General features: G+C 45.4%; 11 protein-coding genes and 4 pseudogenes. 11 read left to right on the top strand and 4 right to left on the bottom strand.

From position 1 onward, the window contains the following. Positions 1-28 precede the first annotated feature (28 nt). Together KW548_20345 and KW548_20340 are read left to right on the top strand one after the other, a co-directional pair. The gene (locus KW548_20345) at positions 29-1147 is read left to right on the top strand and encodes a substrate-binding domain-containing protein (protein QXX09383.1); all 1119 of its coding nucleotides are present in this window, start codon (positions 29-31) and stop codon (positions 1145-1147) included. Continuing rightward, positions 1144-3616, top strand: a pseudogene (locus KW548_20340) (EAL domain-containing protein). Before KW548_20345 ends, KW548_20340 begins: the two are co-directional and overlap by 4 nt. A gap of 61 nt (positions 3617-3677) precedes the next feature. Here KW548_20340 and KW548_20335 read toward each other — a convergent pair. Next, positions 3678-4578: pseudogene (locus KW548_20335) on the bottom strand (DMT family transporter). A gap of 118 nt (positions 4579-4696) precedes the next feature. On the opposite strand from KW548_20335, the gene KW548_20330 reads away from it, so the two are divergent. The 7 genes and pseudogenes from KW548_20330 to KW548_20300 all read left to right on the top strand — a co-directional run bounded on the left by KW548_20330 (position 4697) and on the right by KW548_20300 (position 8734). Then, a complete protein-coding gene (locus KW548_20330; protein QXX09382.1) occupies positions 4697-5179 on the top strand; it encodes a MarR family transcriptional regulator in 483 nt (160 codons plus the stop codon). A 429-nt stretch (positions 5180-5608) separates the two neighbouring features. After that, positions 5609-6111, top strand: a pseudogene (locus tag KW548_20325) (Hcp family type VI secretion system effector). Further along, on the top strand, positions 6108-6896 hold the full coding sequence (locus KW548_20320; protein QXX09381.1) for a DUF4225 domain-containing protein: 789 nt from the start codon (positions 6108-6110) through the stop codon (positions 6894-6896). The pseudogene KW548_20325 and the gene KW548_20320 overlap by 4 nt, the downstream one beginning before the upstream one ends. After that, positions 6896-7219, top strand: a complete 324-nt coding sequence (locus KW548_20315; GenBank protein ID QXX09380.1) for a hypothetical protein — start codon at positions 6896-6898, stop codon at positions 7217-7219. Before KW548_20320 ends, KW548_20315 begins: the two co-directional genes overlap by 1 nt. A gap of 181 nt (positions 7220-7400) precedes the next feature. Then, complete coding sequence (locus tag KW548_20310; protein ID QXX09379.1) at positions 7401-7724, top strand: hypothetical protein; 324 nt, start codon at positions 7401-7403, stop codon at positions 7722-7724. A gap of 181 nt (positions 7725-7905) precedes the next feature. Continuing rightward, positions 7906-8229, top strand: a complete 324-nt coding sequence (locus tag KW548_20305; GenBank protein ID QXX09378.1) for a hypothetical protein — start codon at positions 7906-7908, stop codon at positions 8227-8229. Between the two features lie 181 nt (positions 8230-8410). Beyond that, the gene (locus tag KW548_20300) at positions 8411-8734 is read left to right on the top strand and encodes a hypothetical protein (GenBank protein QXX09377.1); all 324 of its coding nucleotides are present in this window, start codon (positions 8411-8413) and stop codon (positions 8732-8734) included. A gap of 97 nt (positions 8735-8831) precedes the next feature. On the opposite strand, the pseudogene KW548_20295 reads toward KW548_20300, so the two are convergent. Together KW548_20295 and aceB are read right to left on the bottom strand one after the other, a co-directional pair. Further along, positions 8832-9015 (bottom strand): annotated as a pseudogene (locus tag KW548_20295) (hypothetical protein). 20 nt (positions 9016-9035) lie between these two features. Further along, positions 9036-10661 (bottom strand): malate synthase A, encoded by a 1626-nt coding sequence (aceB, locus tag KW548_20290; GenBank protein ID QXX09484.1) that lies wholly within the window; start codon positions 10659-10661, stop codon positions 9036-9038. 427 nt (positions 10662-11088) lie between these two features. On the opposite strand from aceB, the gene KW548_20285 reads away from it, so the two are divergent. Continuing rightward, the gene (locus tag KW548_20285) at positions 11089-11703 is read left to right on the top strand and encodes a TetR/AcrR family transcriptional regulator (GenBank protein QXX09376.1); all 615 of its coding nucleotides are present in this window, start codon (positions 11089-11091) and stop codon (positions 11701-11703) included. A 188-nt stretch (positions 11704-11891) separates the two neighbouring features. Here the strand turns inward: KW548_20285 and KW548_20280 are convergent, their stop codons facing one another. After that, entirely contained in the window at positions 11892-12932 is a 1041-nt protein-coding gene (locus KW548_20280; GenBank protein ID QXX09375.1) for a hypothetical protein, read from the bottom strand. Positions 12933-13623: 691 nt separating this feature from the next. Between KW548_20280 and KW548_20275 the strand changes: the two genes are divergently transcribed. Beyond that, positions 13624-15393, top strand: a complete 1770-nt coding sequence (locus KW548_20275) for a hypothetical protein (protein QXX09374.1) — start codon at positions 13624-13626, stop codon at positions 15391-15393. Positions 15394-15420 lie beyond the last annotated feature (27 nt).

Genomic DNA, 15420 nt, shown 5'->3' with positions numbered 1-15420 from the left:
TTATGAGTTAAAGATTTTTATACTAAGTATGCATAAATTCTTAAGTGTGGCGAGCCTATTGCTCGCCACTGTTTGTAGCTTGCCGTTATTTGCTAGTTCGACTGACATCGATTTTTTCACCTATGCCAAAGAGAAAGTAGCGCTCGCGATAGCCAGCGATCAGGCGTGGGATGGTCCGAAAATAGGCCCTAAAATTGTTCGTGAAAGAAACATTATTTTCGTTGCTTCAGACCTTCGTAATGGCGGTGTATATGGAGTGGCGAGAGGTATGTCTGAAGCGATATCTCACCTTGATTGGCACTTAAGATTTATTGACGGCCTTGGCTCAGAAGTTCGCCAGGGCGCGGCGATAAGAAAGGCGATTGGTTTTGAACCCGATGCGATTGTGTTAGGTGGGATTGATGCACACCGACATAAGCGTATCCTCAAGTTGGCTGAAAGTTTAGGTATTACGGTGATCGGTTGGCATGCCACGGAGCTCGCTGGGGGCAACGCTGATATTGGCTTGTTCACTAACATCACCACCGATCCATTGGCTGTTGCAGAAGTGGCTGCTTTGCTGGCGATTGTGAATTCTAATCGCCATGTTAATGCGTTGGTATTTACTGATCCGAACTACAAGATTGCAACGATTAAGTCGGATGCTATGGTTGCGGCTATTGAGCGATGTGCAACCTGTAAGGTGTTAGAACTCAAAGCGTTACCCTTGGATAAAATTGCTCAACAAATGCCTGCTGTTCTCGATCAATTGTGGGAAAAACATGGTGATGAGATCACCCACATACTGGCTATCAATGATTTGTATATCGATTATGCGATTCCTTCTTTGGAGTCGATTTTAGAAGCCAATAAACCGGTGCCTGAGAACATTTCTGCTGGCGATGGCAGCAAAGCCGCCTACAAACGTATCGATAGCGACACCTTTCAACTGGCTACTGTACCTGAGCCCCTTTACTTACAGGGGTGGCAAATCATTGATGAGCTTAATCGAGCTTTTCATAACATGCCGCCAAGCGGCTACTCCGCGCCTGTACACCTTGTGACACCTGACAATGTTGCAGAGTTAATCAGCCCAAAAGATAGCGGGATATATGACCCACAAAATGGCTATCGCGAAGCGTATCTCAGCATATGGAAGCCGCAATGAAATTCAGCCACATTAACCTAACTCAGCGCCTGATCATTGCTAACTTGTTCTCTTTGTTGATCGTTAGTTTCGCGGTATTTATGGTCATTCGCTCACTTCATTCTGTCGAGTCGACCCTAAAAACGGAAACTACGTCACATGTGTCCGATCTGATCGTCAATTCAGAGATCAGTCGGCGCGTTTTTGCGCTCACCTCCAGAGTAAAACTGCTTGAACAGACATTTCTCTTCAGTGAAACGACCTTGTCAGAAGAAGCATTTAATGTCGATTTCCAGTTGCAGAGGTTACGCGACCTCTCGACCAACCAAGCGTTCTCGTTGAGGATAGATGCGTTTATCGAAAGCTTTCATCGATTTCTTGGCAGTTCGCTAGCGCTAAACCGCATACTTAAACAGACTCACGAGATCGATGAAACCCTAGCGGAGCAGCTGGATAAACTAGAACTGGCGATTGCTGACAGCAAGCTTCGCCACATCAATGAGCCTGACTTTATGCGGTACAACAATGAGTTAGACTTAGTCAACATGCTGAGAGAAGCGTTTCTTTCCGCTGGTAAAATGGTCGGGGATATTCACAGCAGAATTACTCCTGAAACAGAAAAAGTGCTGTTGATCGAGGTCGAAAAAGAGCTTGATATCTTCCTGCTTCATCTGGAAAACGTCGACATTAAAACAGAAGCGGTGGTGCTAGAAAAGCAGCGTATCCATCGTACGGTCAAGCGCTATAACTCGGCTTTGAGACGTATCCGCGCTAACCTAGAGCAGCGTTGGATAGTGATGGCATCGCTGGTGGACGCACAAACTCAGCTACTGAACATGGTGGAGAATACCGAAGCGCGCGTACTCAATCAGGCGCTTGAGTTAACTAAAAAGCTGGAAAAAGATATCGAAGCATCGCGGCTCAATGCGGTGACGATGAGCTTTGCTGCGGTACTGCTATCTGTGCTGCTGGTGAGCCACGTGGTGCGTCGTCATATCCGAAAACCACTTGATGATTTAAAAGACGGCTTTGATCGTCTTGAGTCCGACTCGATCAAAAAGCCCATCGATTCTAGGACGCAAAGACGAATGGGGACACATAGAAAGCGCCTACAACAACATGGCCTCACGCCTGTCAGATGCTTACTTAGAACTGCATGATGAGAAAAAGAACTTCGACTTTCTCGCGCATCATGACCCTTTGACCGGTCTGGCTAATCGCCTACTCGCGACGAAAAAGCTCAAACGTGAAATCGCACAGAGTACCAAAAATGGCGAATCGTTTGTTTTGCTTTATCTTGATACCGATGAGTTCAAAACCATCAATGATTCCTTAGGTCATGCCTCTGGGGACAACCTATTGGTTAACATGTCGGAAATTCTGATGAAGATAATTGGAGATTCAGGGTTTGTCGCACGCATGGGCGGTGATGAGTTTATGATTGTTATCTCTAACGCCAACCTTAAAGATGGTGAATTACTCGCAGAGCGAATCAACAAGGCATTGCGCAAACCTTATTACATCGAAGACAACTTGATTTTTGTTTCTACCAGCATTGGTGTATGTGAATTCCCACTTCATGGTAAAGATGGTGAAACTTTGGTTCGTAATGCGGATACGGCTATGTATCATGCCAAGCGATGTGGCCGCGATCAGTACAAAGTCTACGCGGATAAGATGACCCATGAAGTGACGGACTTAGTCGAGACCAATATGGGCCTTCGCCAAGCGATAGCCAATGATGAGCTGGTGGTGTATTTCCAGCCCAAGGTGGATTTAGACTCAAACACCATTGTTGGGGCCGAGGCTCTGGTTCGCTGGAATCACCCTAAATTGGGGATGATTCCACCAGCTGAATTTCTTGAAGTGGCTGAGAAAACGGATTTAATCACTGAGATCGACACATGGGTATTCAGAAAAGTCGCGAATTCGATCACCCAATGGCAACGTGATGGCATTGAATTACAAGGCTTGTTGTTCTCTATTAACTTTTCAGCGCGGATGTTCTATCGAACGGATTTAGCTCAGCAGTTGCAACAGATATTAGATGACACCGACTGCCAGCCGCATCAGCTGTTACTGGAAATCACTGAGCGCGATATGATGCGTGATTTTGAAACCTGCGTTCGAACCATTGCGACTTTGCGTGAGAAAGGCTACAAGATTGCCATTGATGATTTTGGCACTGGCTACTCATCACTGTCGGTACTCAAAAATCTGTCAGCAGATTGCATCAAGCTTGACCGGAGCTTTATCGAAGATGTGAATTCCTCAAAAGTTGACTACGAGATCACCCGAGCGGTGCTTAAATTGGCGCAGATTCTTGAATTTTCGGTGATTGCAGAAGGAGTCGAAACTGAATCTCACGTTGCTACTCTGCGGCAGATTGGTTGCCGATTTGCGCAAGGGTACTACTTTGCCAAACCTCTGCCGGTGGAAGAGTGGATTCACTATCTTGCTGCAACTGAGCAGCCAGTCATTGTTTCCTGACACGTGCAGTCAATCAAAAAGGGCCACATCAAAAGTGGCCCTTTGCAATAGGTCGAATTACTCAGCTTGATTGGCACTGCGTTGGTGACGGTTTGTTTTGTCTCAGCGCCAGTATTGCCTGTGGTAGCAGAGACATCACGATCATACCGCTCATCAGGCTGTACTGGAGTGGGGTAAAAGATTCACCCAGCAGCACCAGACCCGTTACGATACCTGCAATTGGGTTGGCAATGCCGCCAAAGGTAAAGTCCACCACAGTCATGCGTTGCAAAAGCCACACATACATGCCGTAACCCAATGCGGTGTTGAGACCGACGACCCACAATAAACCTAAGCCATTACTAAGCGAGAAATTGCCTAGTGCGTTGCTGTATTGCGCTGGGTCCACGACTGCCTGAAACCCTGCCGCGACAGACAGAATCGCGCCGCCGAGAATCAGCTGCCATGTCAGTACGGTCCACCAGTGCATGCGGTTGCCCAATGACTTGGTCAAGGAGCTACCCGCAACGATACACATGATGGCAGCGAGCATCGCCCCCAAACCAATCGGATTGAGGCTAATCGAGTTTGGAGAGAACAACATCCACGCCAGACCCACTAGGGCCGCACCACAGACAGCCTGAATCGAGCTAGGGCGAGTTTTGTTCACTACCCAGTTGTACACCATGGCAAACACGGGGACAGACACCATACCCACACCGGAAATTGCCGAAGGCAAGGTCAATGCCATAACAAAAATCAGCCCGAAGAAGGTCGCAATGTTAATCAGTCCAAGACTGAAGAGAATTTGCCAGTCTCCTTTTTTTTGGCAGAGACGGTTTAATCATCAGTAACAAGAGCCCGGCAGGAAGTGCGCGAATGGCTCCCAGCAGTAGGGGAGGCCAATCAGTCAAGCTATATTGTGTCACTGCGTATGTTGTACCCCAGAAGAAAGCGGGGATCATCGCCAGTAATATATTCATAATTTTTATCTTTACGTTAAGATATTTTGCGTGAATGTACGCCTAAAAGTTCTGTTTGTAAAGTATCTTTATGTTAAGATACTTCGATACGTCATTTTGTTAGTGGAGAAACCAGTTCATGGACGCTATAGATAGAGTGGTCGAACAATGGGCAAAGGAAAAGCCCGAATTAGATACTGAACCCATGGCCATCATGGGCAGGCTGCTCAGAATTGCCAAACATATGGAAACGGAAGTCACGCAATTGCACAAGCGCTATGACTTAAAGCTGGGTGAGTTTGATGTCTTGGCCACCTTACGGCGCAGTGGTTCACCATTTCGCCTAACCCCTTCTGAATTAATCGATTCTATGATGCTCACTTCTGGTGCGATGACAAATCGTCTTGATAAGTTGGAGTCCAAACGCCTCATTGCGCGTGAGCACAGTAAACAAGACCGCCGCAGTGTCACCGTGCAACTGACGGATGAAGGGTTTACCTTGATTGATAAAATCATTGAAGAGCATGCTCAAGTACAGCATAAACTGGTAAAAGGCATGAACTCAAACCAGAAGCGTCAGATTAATCAAATCCTCAAAGGTTGGCAGACTCAGTTCGAATAACCTCCTATCGCAACCCGATGGGCGTTCATCGGGTTAAGCTTAGCCCGTTTTAGTTATCATGACATGCAGTGACGGCAACATCTCTCAGACGACCTAGGTCATGGATGATGCTTCTACCCTCTTCGCACCTTATGAGCCGTGCGTACATGATATGAAGAATGACACGTGGCGCATATTTCCCTCGAATTGGTGTAATTTCAATCTTTTTTTTTTGATTAGACATCACATACCGGAAGATATTATTTTCGTCAACGCTTGGCTCTAACTGTCGATATACCAGTCAATAGTGGCATTACCTCTAGCTTTTCAGTACAAAATACTGTCATTAATTAAGATTTGGTTGTTTTTTGACCGCTTTTTCGGGTCGATATGCAATAGTGCGATTTTTAACCAGGTTTGGTACGTTAATTTTTTTATCGGAGGTATAACATGTCTACAAGAGCTTTTCTTTCAATAGAGAGTGTCGACAACGGATGTCTGTCTCATGCTTGTAATACCCCCTATCTATGGGGAACAGCTACCAATCTGGTCATGAAGATCAAATCACCGTTTTGTCTTTCTCTCATTCCATCGATTACGATAACAAGGCTATTCATCACCCGATTCAAATAGTGAAAAAGATAGATAAGGCCAGTCCGATTCTCGCTCAGGCTTGTTCTGATGGGGATGAACTCAAATGTTGCTTAAATTTCTACCGTCCAAGCTCTAAAGGTGGCAGCGAACTGTTTTACGAAATTAAGCTGACAGGGGCGCTGATACGTTCTTTATCGACACATATGCCACATGTTATTGACTTCAACGACAACGAAATGAATGAAACCATGCTGATCTCATACCGAGACATCAGTTGGAGGCATATAGGAGCCAATACTGGCGCTTTTTCCTCATGGCTTCAAGCGTTCTCAGACGTTAGGGATAAGGACGAACGATGAGCTCAAGTCGAGGTGAAATCACCCAAGATGAGGTGAAAATGATTGTCCGTGGGCTGCTTCAACAAGCCAACACATACAGTCTGACGCACTTGTCTGACCCTACCATTCAGCATGAGTTTCGAGAGCAGTATCGTTTTCTTGGAAAATGTCTATTGCGAGACTACGAGAACGGTATTTTAGTTGGGGAGAGGGTTGTCCGACTTGTAAAAAGAGAACGTCAAAGCCTGATTGATCAAGCCTTGGAGTTAGGTGTGTATGGTATAGGTCTAGTGGCGGGGATTGGGCAATTGTCGGTCGGTTATGGGGGGTGTGTGACCAGCTCGATTTTCTCTATTGCGGGGGCATCTTGGTGCAGTACGGTAGGCATGCCAATGATGGCGCATGGTGGTAACAATATTTATGAAAACTCATACAATATGACAGGAAATATAATTCAAAACTGGAAAGGAGAGTACACTGGCAAATATGGAAATAGTAATAGTCTGTTGCGCAAGCAATATCACAAAGCAGCCTCATCTCTTGGCTTGAGTAAACGAGATGGTGACGCCGCTTATGCCGTTGTGGACCTTGCTACAAGCGGATATGGCCTGGTTTCCAAAAAGCGAGTCGTTCAAAAATGGACCAATATGCCAGACTCAGAACAGCTTATGTTATTTCGATACTTTAAACGAGACTATGCCAAAGGGTGGCGTTCGATGTCAAAAGGATCGCTATGGTTTGAGTCGGGAGCAAACACGGTAACCGCTGCATCTGCGATCAGCCCCTATTTTGAAGGGGATGAATAATGTCTATTTGGCTGTACGTTTTTGTCAGTTTATTCGGTGTGATTATTTGCCACTATCTCTCTGAACTGTATCTGCGCAAAGACAAGGTGATTTTCTTTATTGTTTATTTTTTTGTTTTTGTTAACTTTTTTAGTCAACACTACTCTTTAACATTTGACAAAGCCTTCCTTAATAGCTGGTTATTCTTATTCGAAGCAGATAACTCTGCCTATACGGATTGGTATCGCTATATTGGATTGGTGTTCGTGATAGTTATGCTCCTGACAACACCACCCTCTAGGCTGACGTTTTTAAATCGTTTCTTAAACAAGGACAGACGCTAGTTTGTTAATCTATGGCGATGTTAATGTTTCTCAGACGGCTTAGGTTATGGATGAGGCTCGCACATGCGATGGTCGAGATGATGAAAGACCGAGTTGCCTTCGGTGACTACTTCACCGGTTGCAATAACAAGGCTAGCCATCCTTTGATGCTGGCCCGCGCTGACACTCATGGTGAACAATAATGTCTATTTGGCTGTACGTCTTTGTCAGTTTGCTCGGTGTGATTATTTGCCACTATCTCTCTGAACTGTATCTGCGCAAAGACAAAGTGATTTTCTTTATTATCTATCTTTTTGCTTTTGCTAACTTTTTTAGTCAACACTACTCCTTAACGTTCGACAAAACCTTTGTAAGAAACTGGTTATTCTTATTCGAAGCAGATAACTCTGCCTATACGGATTGGTATAGCTTTATTGGATTGGTGTTCGTGATAGTGACGATTTGTACATTGCCACCCTCTAGGCTGACGTTTTTAAATCGTTTCTTAAACAAGGGCAGACGCTAGTTTGTTAATCTATGGCGATGTTAATGTTTCTCAGACGGCTTAGGTTCTGGATGAGGCTCGCACATGCGATGGTCGAGATGATGAAAGACCGAGTTGCCTTCGGTGACTACTTCACCGGTTGCGATAACAAGGCTAGCCATCCTCTGATGCTGGCCCATGCTGACACTCATGGTGAACAATAATGTCTATTTGGCTGTACGTCTTTGTCAGTTTGCTCGGTGTGATTATTTGCCACTATCTCTCTGAACTGTATCTGCGCAAAGATAAAGTGATTTTATTTATTATCTATTTTCTTGTTTTTGTTGAATTCGGTAGCCAGCACTATTCCTTAACGTTCGACAAAACCTTTGTAAGAAACTGGTTATTCTTATTCGAAGCAGACAACTCTGCCTATACGGATTGGTATAGCTTTATTGGATTGGTGTTCGTGATAGTGACGGTTTGTACATTGCCACCCTCTAGGCTGACGTTTTTAAATCGTTTCTTAAACAAGGGCAGACGCTAGTTTGTTAATCTATGGTGATGTTAATGTTTCTCAGACGGCTTAGGTTATGGATGAGGCTCGCACATGCGATGGTTGAGATGATGAAAGACCGAGTTGCCTTCGGTGACTACTTCACCGGTTGCAATAACAAGGCTAGCCATCCTCTGATGTTGGCCCGCGCTGACACTCATGGTGAACAATAATGTCTATTTGGCTGTACGTCTTTGTCAGTTTATTCGGTGTGATTATTTGCCACTATCTCTCTGAACTGTATCTGCGCAAAGATAAAGTGATTTTCTTTATTATCTATTTTCTTGTTGGTGTTCAATTCGGTAGTCAACACTACTCCTTAACGTTTTACAAAACCTTTGTAAGAAACTGGTTATTCATATTCGAGACAGATAACTCTGCCTTTACGGATTGGTATAGCTTTATTGGATTGGTGTTTATGATAGTGATGGCTTTTACATTACCACCCTCTAGGCTGACGTTTTTAAATCGTTTCTTAAACAAGGGCAGACGCTAGTTTGTTATGTTATTTCGTCGGCAGTGATGGGGTGGTACCGTGGTTGACCGTTAAGAGTGATGACAAAAAGCGGCCGTAGCCGCTTTTTTATCAAGAGTTATGCCGCGTTCTCGTCACAGAACAGGTCAGCGTGAGTGATACCAAGCAAGGCGCAGCTTTCGTCGAGGTTAGAAGATATCTCCACTGACACCGACCACCAGAGCAGCGCTGTGGCTCTGTTGTCCAGCCTGAAATGTACCGTCAATAACGGCTAGTGCTTGTTCTGGAGTTAAACTTCCCATGTTATCTGCTGATTTGTTGTTTACGCGGCTCCTTGCAGAAGCTCGTAGCTCGGTAAGGTCAGGAAGGTGGCGAACGCTTGTGCGGTAGACAACTGATAGAAAAGGTCAGCAGTTTGTTCAAAGCGGCCTGCCGCATAGCGAGCCTCACCCACTTCCTGTTTGATAGTGTCGAGTTCCTGATACAACCACGTGTGGAATAATTGTTTGTTGAAGGTCTGGCCGTCATCCAGCTTGACGCCGTGATGAATCCACTGCCAGATGTTTGCGCGTGAGATTTCGGCGGTTGCGGCATCTTCCATCAGGCCATAGATAGGCACACAACCTGAACCCTGAATCCATGCCTCAATGTAGTAAAGGGCAATGCGAATGTTCTTGCGCACCCCAGCTTCGTCACGCGAGCCTTGACACGGTTTAAGCAGCAGCTCTGCGCTGATTTCGTGCGTAGGGCTGACAAAATCAAGCTGATTGACTTTGCCTGCAAGGTGTTTATCAAACACAGACATCGCCAAGTCGACCAAAGCAGGGTGAGCCACCCAAGTGCCATCGTGACCATTGCGCGATTCGCGTTCTTTATCTTCAATCACTTTGGCGGTCACGCGTTCCATCTCCTGCGGGTCTTTGGTTGGAATAAAGGCCGACATGCCGCCCATGGCCAACGCCCCACGCTGGTGGCAGGTTCTGACTAATAACTGGCTGTAAGCATTGAGAAACTCTTTATCCATACCGACCACATGACGATCTGGCAGGATGCGATCTGGATGGTTTTTCAACGTTTTGATGTAGCTGAAAATGTAATCCCAGCGGCCACAGTTCATCGCCACAATATGATCGCGCATGGCATAGAGCATTTCTTCCATCTGGAACACAGCGGGCAGGGTTTCGATCAGTACCGTCGCGCGGATCGTGCCACGAGCCACGCCGAAGTGATCTTCGGTGAAAGTAAATACGTCCTCCCACCACGCTGCTTCTTCCATGCTTTCAAGCTTAGGAATGTAGTAGTAAACGCCCAGCCCTTGTTGCGCTCGGGTCAGGTAGTTGTGATAGAAGTACAAAGCGAAATCCATTAGACAGCCTGGAATCGCTTGCTGATTGAATTGGATTGATTGCTCTGGCAGGTGCAGGCCGCGTGGACGAGCGATCAGTAGGGCAGGGTTGGCATTCAGCTTATATTGCTTATTTTTTTTATCGTCAAAGTAGCTGATGGTGCCTGCGTTGGCGTCTCTGAGGTTGATTTGCCCTTCGACCATGTTTTCCCATGTTGGAGAAGAAGCATCTTCAAAGCAGCACATAAAGACTTTTGCGCCGGAATTCAAAGCGTTGATGACCATTTTTCTGTCAACTGGTCCGGTAATCTCTACGCGGCGATCCAATAGCTCTGGTGGTGGTGGGGCCACTTTCCACGATGTGTCATCACGAATCGCTTGCGTGTCGGTTCTGAAATCTGGCAATGCGCCTGCATCGTATAGCTTTTGCTGTTCCTCGCGTGCTTGCAGTAAAGCGTGACGACGGGCGCCAAATCTGTGTATCAATACGGTCAGAAAAGAAAGGGCTTCATCTGACAGGATCTCCTTATAGCCTGGCTTGTCTGTATGACCGACAACCTTCAGACAGGCAGTGTCTTCTCTTTCGGCTGGATCGTTCAAAATCATTGTTCGCCTCCTTTAAACAATATTGATCTATTTTGTATACAAAATAACCTCACATGAATACTTATATGAGAAAATTGGCAAACAATCAAAGAGTATTTAACATTTATTTTTCAATTGCATGTTTGATCAATTATTTTTACGTAAAGATAATTTATATAAAACAATGATTGCTTGGTCTTATGGGGTTAGCAATCACTTAGGTTAAATATTCTATGTTGAAAAAATATGGCAATAGGGGTTGCTATATTGAGAGATTTAACCATCGAACATGGCATTTTTAATTTGTATACAATTTAAATGAGGGTTCGACGGGGTGTTGAAGCGATTAACATTCGTGATATTGCGGGCTTTTTTAGCCTCATCACTTTGTCTCTCTTAACATATTGTTTAGTATGTTGTTACACCAGATGTATAGGGAATAACAATGTCTCGTATCAGGCAGAAAAATCAGGGATTGATTATCGATGTCGCGAGTGAACAATTTGCCAGCCATGGCTACGCAGCGACAAAGATGGCGGATATTGCAAAAGCCGCGGATATCCCTAAACCCAATGTGTTCTACTACTTCAGCAGCAAAGACAAGCTCTACTATGCCGTACTCCAGACGGTGACTCAGCCGTTGCTGGAAGCCTCTCGCCCGATTGAAGAACTCGACGACCCAGTCGAAGCCTTAACTCAATACATTGAAGCTAAGCTGCGCATTTCACGCGACCACCCACACGCGTCCAAGGTGTTCGCTAATGAAGTGATGTCCGGTGCTAAGGCGCTGCCACAAGATATCGGGCAGGAGCTATTTAAGCAGTCACAGATGATGTTGGATAAGTTCGCGACTTGGAGTGAACAAGGACTGATGGATAAAGTCCCTGCCCACCACCTAATGTTCACCATCTGGGCGGCGACGCAGACTTACGCTGATTTTAGCTGGCAGATCGGTACCGTCATGCAGAAAGATAGCCTAGATAATGATGATTACCAACAAGCCGCTGAATTTATCACCCAGTTAGTGATCAAAGGTTGTGGAGTAAAGGGTAAAGCGTAAGCAACACCTTTGCGAATGGGCCGCTGACGTTGTTTGCTGTGGTTGTCTTTACTTCTAGGTTAGTGTGACCAATGGCGAACTCAGGCTGCTTGTTAAAGCCGCTAAAAAAATGCGTAACCCACTGAGGGTTACGCATTACCTGTTACTTTGTAGGTCAGAACCGCTTTAGCGCCCAACCATCACTGGTATCATAAAAAGTATTTTAACGGAGCAATCTCTTTAAACACCATTTTGTATAAGCGGCCGCTTCTTTTTGGTTTCATACCCATTGCTTTCATTGCAGGACACTGATCTAGATATTCATCAGACAGTTCGAGCATGTCATCCCGATACTCTGGCTTTACATTCAGTCCGAAATAGCGCTCATAAATATCGAGGAGTAGGCCGTAACCGGTTCCTCTTTCGTCTCCCTGCAAACTCCATGCTGCTTCTAGAGCTTCGATCAGCTCTTTAGACGCTTCACTTTGCTTCCACTTCTTTGCATGCTCATATTTTTTTATCACCTTATGAGTGTGGAGGATCAGAGGAGGGATTTTCAGCTTTCCTGCGAGATAAAAATTCCCGTTGGTGTTCAGTAGGTGTTCCAAATATTTCGGGGTGACGCCTCGAGGATCTGAGCCGAAACACGTTTTTCCATATATGGCAACAGAGGCACCCTCATAGGCGGCGACAGCGAGCTGTGAACAAAACATGTTAGGGATTGTATTGCTGGTACCATAAACGAAATCGACAATTTCTTCGATAAACTGATTGGTCGTTGACTTAAATTCTCTTTGTTTGAACAAAGATTTTTTGGCTCCATCCATATCATAATACCCATTATGAATGGTCCTACCTTTGGGTCTGGTGTCGACCTCGATTCGACATAACGCCTTGGATACCGCCACCGCTCCTTTAGCCAATTCTTTGTTTTTACATTTAAATACAATCGCTGGGTTATTTTCTATTTCATGAACCTCATGCACTTCTGCACAAGCCTCAGCGACCGTGTCATTTTCCAAACCAATGGCGGCATGCTCAGACGATGATGAACCTCTTAATTTTATGCCAAATTTCTCGTCCGCTGATTTTTTATGAAGAAGTTTTTGTCCCCATGTAATTCCGAGTTCGATTTTACCAAATGCCCACCCGGGAAAGACTTTAAATATCAGTACGTCTCCGGGTTCTACGTCAACCTCGTCCAGTTTGTTGTATTGTTTTAGACTCGCAATTGCATCATTTTTATACATTGGTTCCTCTCCCCCAATTGTTGTCGCGTCTTTACGTTTATACCATCTTAAAAGTGCCGTATTTTTGTTGTTGATTTGTAGCCCGTTAACTTTGCACTGTTAAATGCAGCCAGTGCGTTAATGTGCTGTTTAATACAGCCAATGAACTTCTCAATACCGATTGCTAACAAGATATAGTGCGAGCAAATTAGTCAAATTTCATAGCTTCTAGTTGAATGTAGCTCAATAGTGAGATCAATATAAGTATTTTGTGAATGAAATTTGAACCTAGAATATGAGCTTGTTTACTTAAAAGTAGACATTGCATCGATGATTAAGGTAGGCAAAGGTACGCAGCATAAGTGGATGAGGAATAAGTGAATTTGTCTCACTGTTTGCCAGTGACATAAGAGGTATTATCGATGCTAGCGTGCCTTTCTATCTAGCTCAATGGTCAGCTCTACCGTTATCTCGCTTCGCGAGCACCGAACGCATGCCACTAAAATACACTGCGGCGAGCGCGCATTTACCAGCAAAATCGCCATTAATCATAGTGCTTCTAACCATTTTACTGTGCATTATAACTTACTTGCCTTTATGTGGTTGAATTTTAACCAGAGAGTCATTAGTTTATCGTTCACCAAATCCTTATATAAACCTCAGGTTTATTGGCTACCGCTTTAAAAAACATTAAGGGTTGTGGAGGACTCACATGTTATTGGTTTGCAAATTTGTGCCGGCATACACGGCTTCTCGTGACATGCTGGACTACTTACTCTCGCCAGATGAATGCATCGGGCAGCTGTCGCGTGCCCACAATCCAAAGGACTTACTCGCAGCACTACCTAAGCCCCTGTCTGATGCTATCCCTCAATCGGCTCATAAAGACAACTACCGCCTACTGGAACATATTAAACAGCACCTCGCGCGTGCCGACTGGTTGGCGCTCTCAACATTTAGGCGACAACACCCGCTCTCAGAAGCTGAACTGATCGCTTACCCTATGCTCAAGAAGCGTATTGAAGCGCTGGCGGCGAAACCAGCCAAGAAATTCCTTAAAGCCAACTACGATGCTGTCAGCGACGATGTTTATTTGGCCCCCAATCCTAAGGTGACCCCAGTTGAACCTTCTCCAGACAAAAAGATTGTGGTTGAGGTTGCCGGACAGCTGCCAAATCATGCCGCGTACCTGATGTTGTCTAAGACAGAGTTTCATTATCGAAAAACCGCCAAACCGAAGCAAGACCCTCACAATCGCCATCGCAGCCTTTCCGTGTTTGATGCTCTCGATGAAAGTCCAAGGAACCTGTATTTGGCCTTGCCGATGCGCGGCTTACCGCAACCACTCAAGCTGTTACTGGCAAAAGGTGTCGAGCCTGTGGATAGCAGCGTCGAGAAGGACGAATGGGACAATGTCTTGGTGCCTGTGGTGCCGATGCATTTTATCACGGATGAAAAGTCGGAAAAATCCGCTGCACGGCATATGAAGGGTTACATTTACGTGCTGTGGAAAGATAAGATTTGGCGCGAATTAGAGATTAATGACAGTGGCTATTTCTTAGATATCGATGTTGACTATTACCGTTATGCCAAGCCAGGGGAACAGAAACCGAAACGACACGCCGATATTCGTCTTACTCATCCAGAAACAGGCAGCCCGTACTGCTACGAGCCGTTTCAAGTCCGTGTCAATGGCAGCGTGATTTATAAGGGAAGGCTTAATGATGTCGGTGAAGCGCGTGTCTTCAATATCATTCAAGAAGAGATTGAAGTGGTGCTGACCGATTTTGACCCTCAGGTAGTGGTAAAAGTGGCAACCAAACCCAGCCCATTCACTGGGGCAACCCCGAACTACCGTGAAGCCGAAGGGCACCCTTTACCGCATATTTGGATACCTTACAAAATTCTTGGCGAACAACAGAGCGTGTCACTCTACTACAGCGAATCCCAACTGAGCCTACAGCAGTTGGCCGCCTTTGAGTCGGACCCAAGTCAAGCGACCGAACTGACCGATATCGAACACTACAGCAGTACGCAAAGTTTTAAACAATCAGAGGGCGTGACAAGAGCCTTAGTGATGCCTGAAGTGTCGCAAGAGCAAATCAGGCGATATTTAGTGCTGGCCAATCAGGTAGATAAAACGATAGCAGGGACTTATATCAATGGACCAAAGCCCAAGTTAACCTTCACTTATCCAATTGATACGACGGTGGATGAGCTTGACGACTACTTTGAGTTACGAGATACCCAAGGTGATTGGTGTCAGCGCCACTACTTAAAAGATTGTGTCGCCCACCAAAAAGGGATTCGCTCTATCCAGTTTTCAGGTTGGCCTGCTGAGGTGAAAAATGTCGATTTAGTGCGAGTGTATCTCGGACAAAGCCGCCATAAGCGCAACAACCAAACGGAGATCTTCAGTAACAAAACGTTGAGTGACTTGTTGGCATCTCAATCTGATGTGGCGTTGGCCGAGGAATCATAATGCATGGGCGCGGGCAACAACCATAAA

It is taken from the genome of Vibrio neptunius, from assembly GCA_019339365.1.
Lineage (GTDB): Bacteria > Pseudomonadota > Gammaproteobacteria > Enterobacterales > Vibrionaceae > Vibrio > Vibrio neptunius.
The sequence above is the reverse complement of the archived record's forward strand: the minus strand, read 5'-3'. Positions and strand labels throughout refer to the sequence as shown.

Coding starts and splice junctions, on each gene's coding strand:
- KW548_20285 (QXX09376.1), top strand. CDS start 11,089: ATGTCTCGTATCAGGCAGAAAAATCAGGGATTGATTATCGATGTCGCG.
- KW548_20280 (QXX09375.1), bottom strand. CDS start 12,932: ATGTATAAAAATGATGCAATTGCGAGTCTAAAACAATACAACAAACTG.
- KW548_20320 (QXX09381.1), top strand. CDS start 6,108: ATGAGCTCAAGTCGAGGTGAAATCACCCAAGATGAGGTGAAAATGATT.
- KW548_20345 (QXX09383.1), top strand. CDS start 29: ATGCATAAATTCTTAAGTGTGGCGAGCCTATTGCTCGCCACTGTTTGT.
- KW548_20305 (QXX09378.1), top strand. CDS start 7,906: ATGTCTATTTGGCTGTACGTCTTTGTCAGTTTGCTCGGTGTGATTATT.
- KW548_20315 (QXX09380.1), top strand. CDS start 6,896: ATGTCTATTTGGCTGTACGTTTTTGTCAGTTTATTCGGTGTGATTATT.
- KW548_20275 (QXX09374.1), top strand. CDS start 13,624: ATGTTATTGGTTTGCAAATTTGTGCCGGCATACACGGCTTCTCGTGAC.
- KW548_20330 (QXX09382.1), top strand. CDS start 4,697: ATGGACGCTATAGATAGAGTGGTCGAACAATGGGCAAAGGAAAAGCCC.
- KW548_20300 (QXX09377.1), top strand. CDS start 8,411: ATGTCTATTTGGCTGTACGTCTTTGTCAGTTTATTCGGTGTGATTATT.
- KW548_20310 (QXX09379.1), top strand. CDS start 7,401: ATGTCTATTTGGCTGTACGTCTTTGTCAGTTTGCTCGGTGTGATTATT.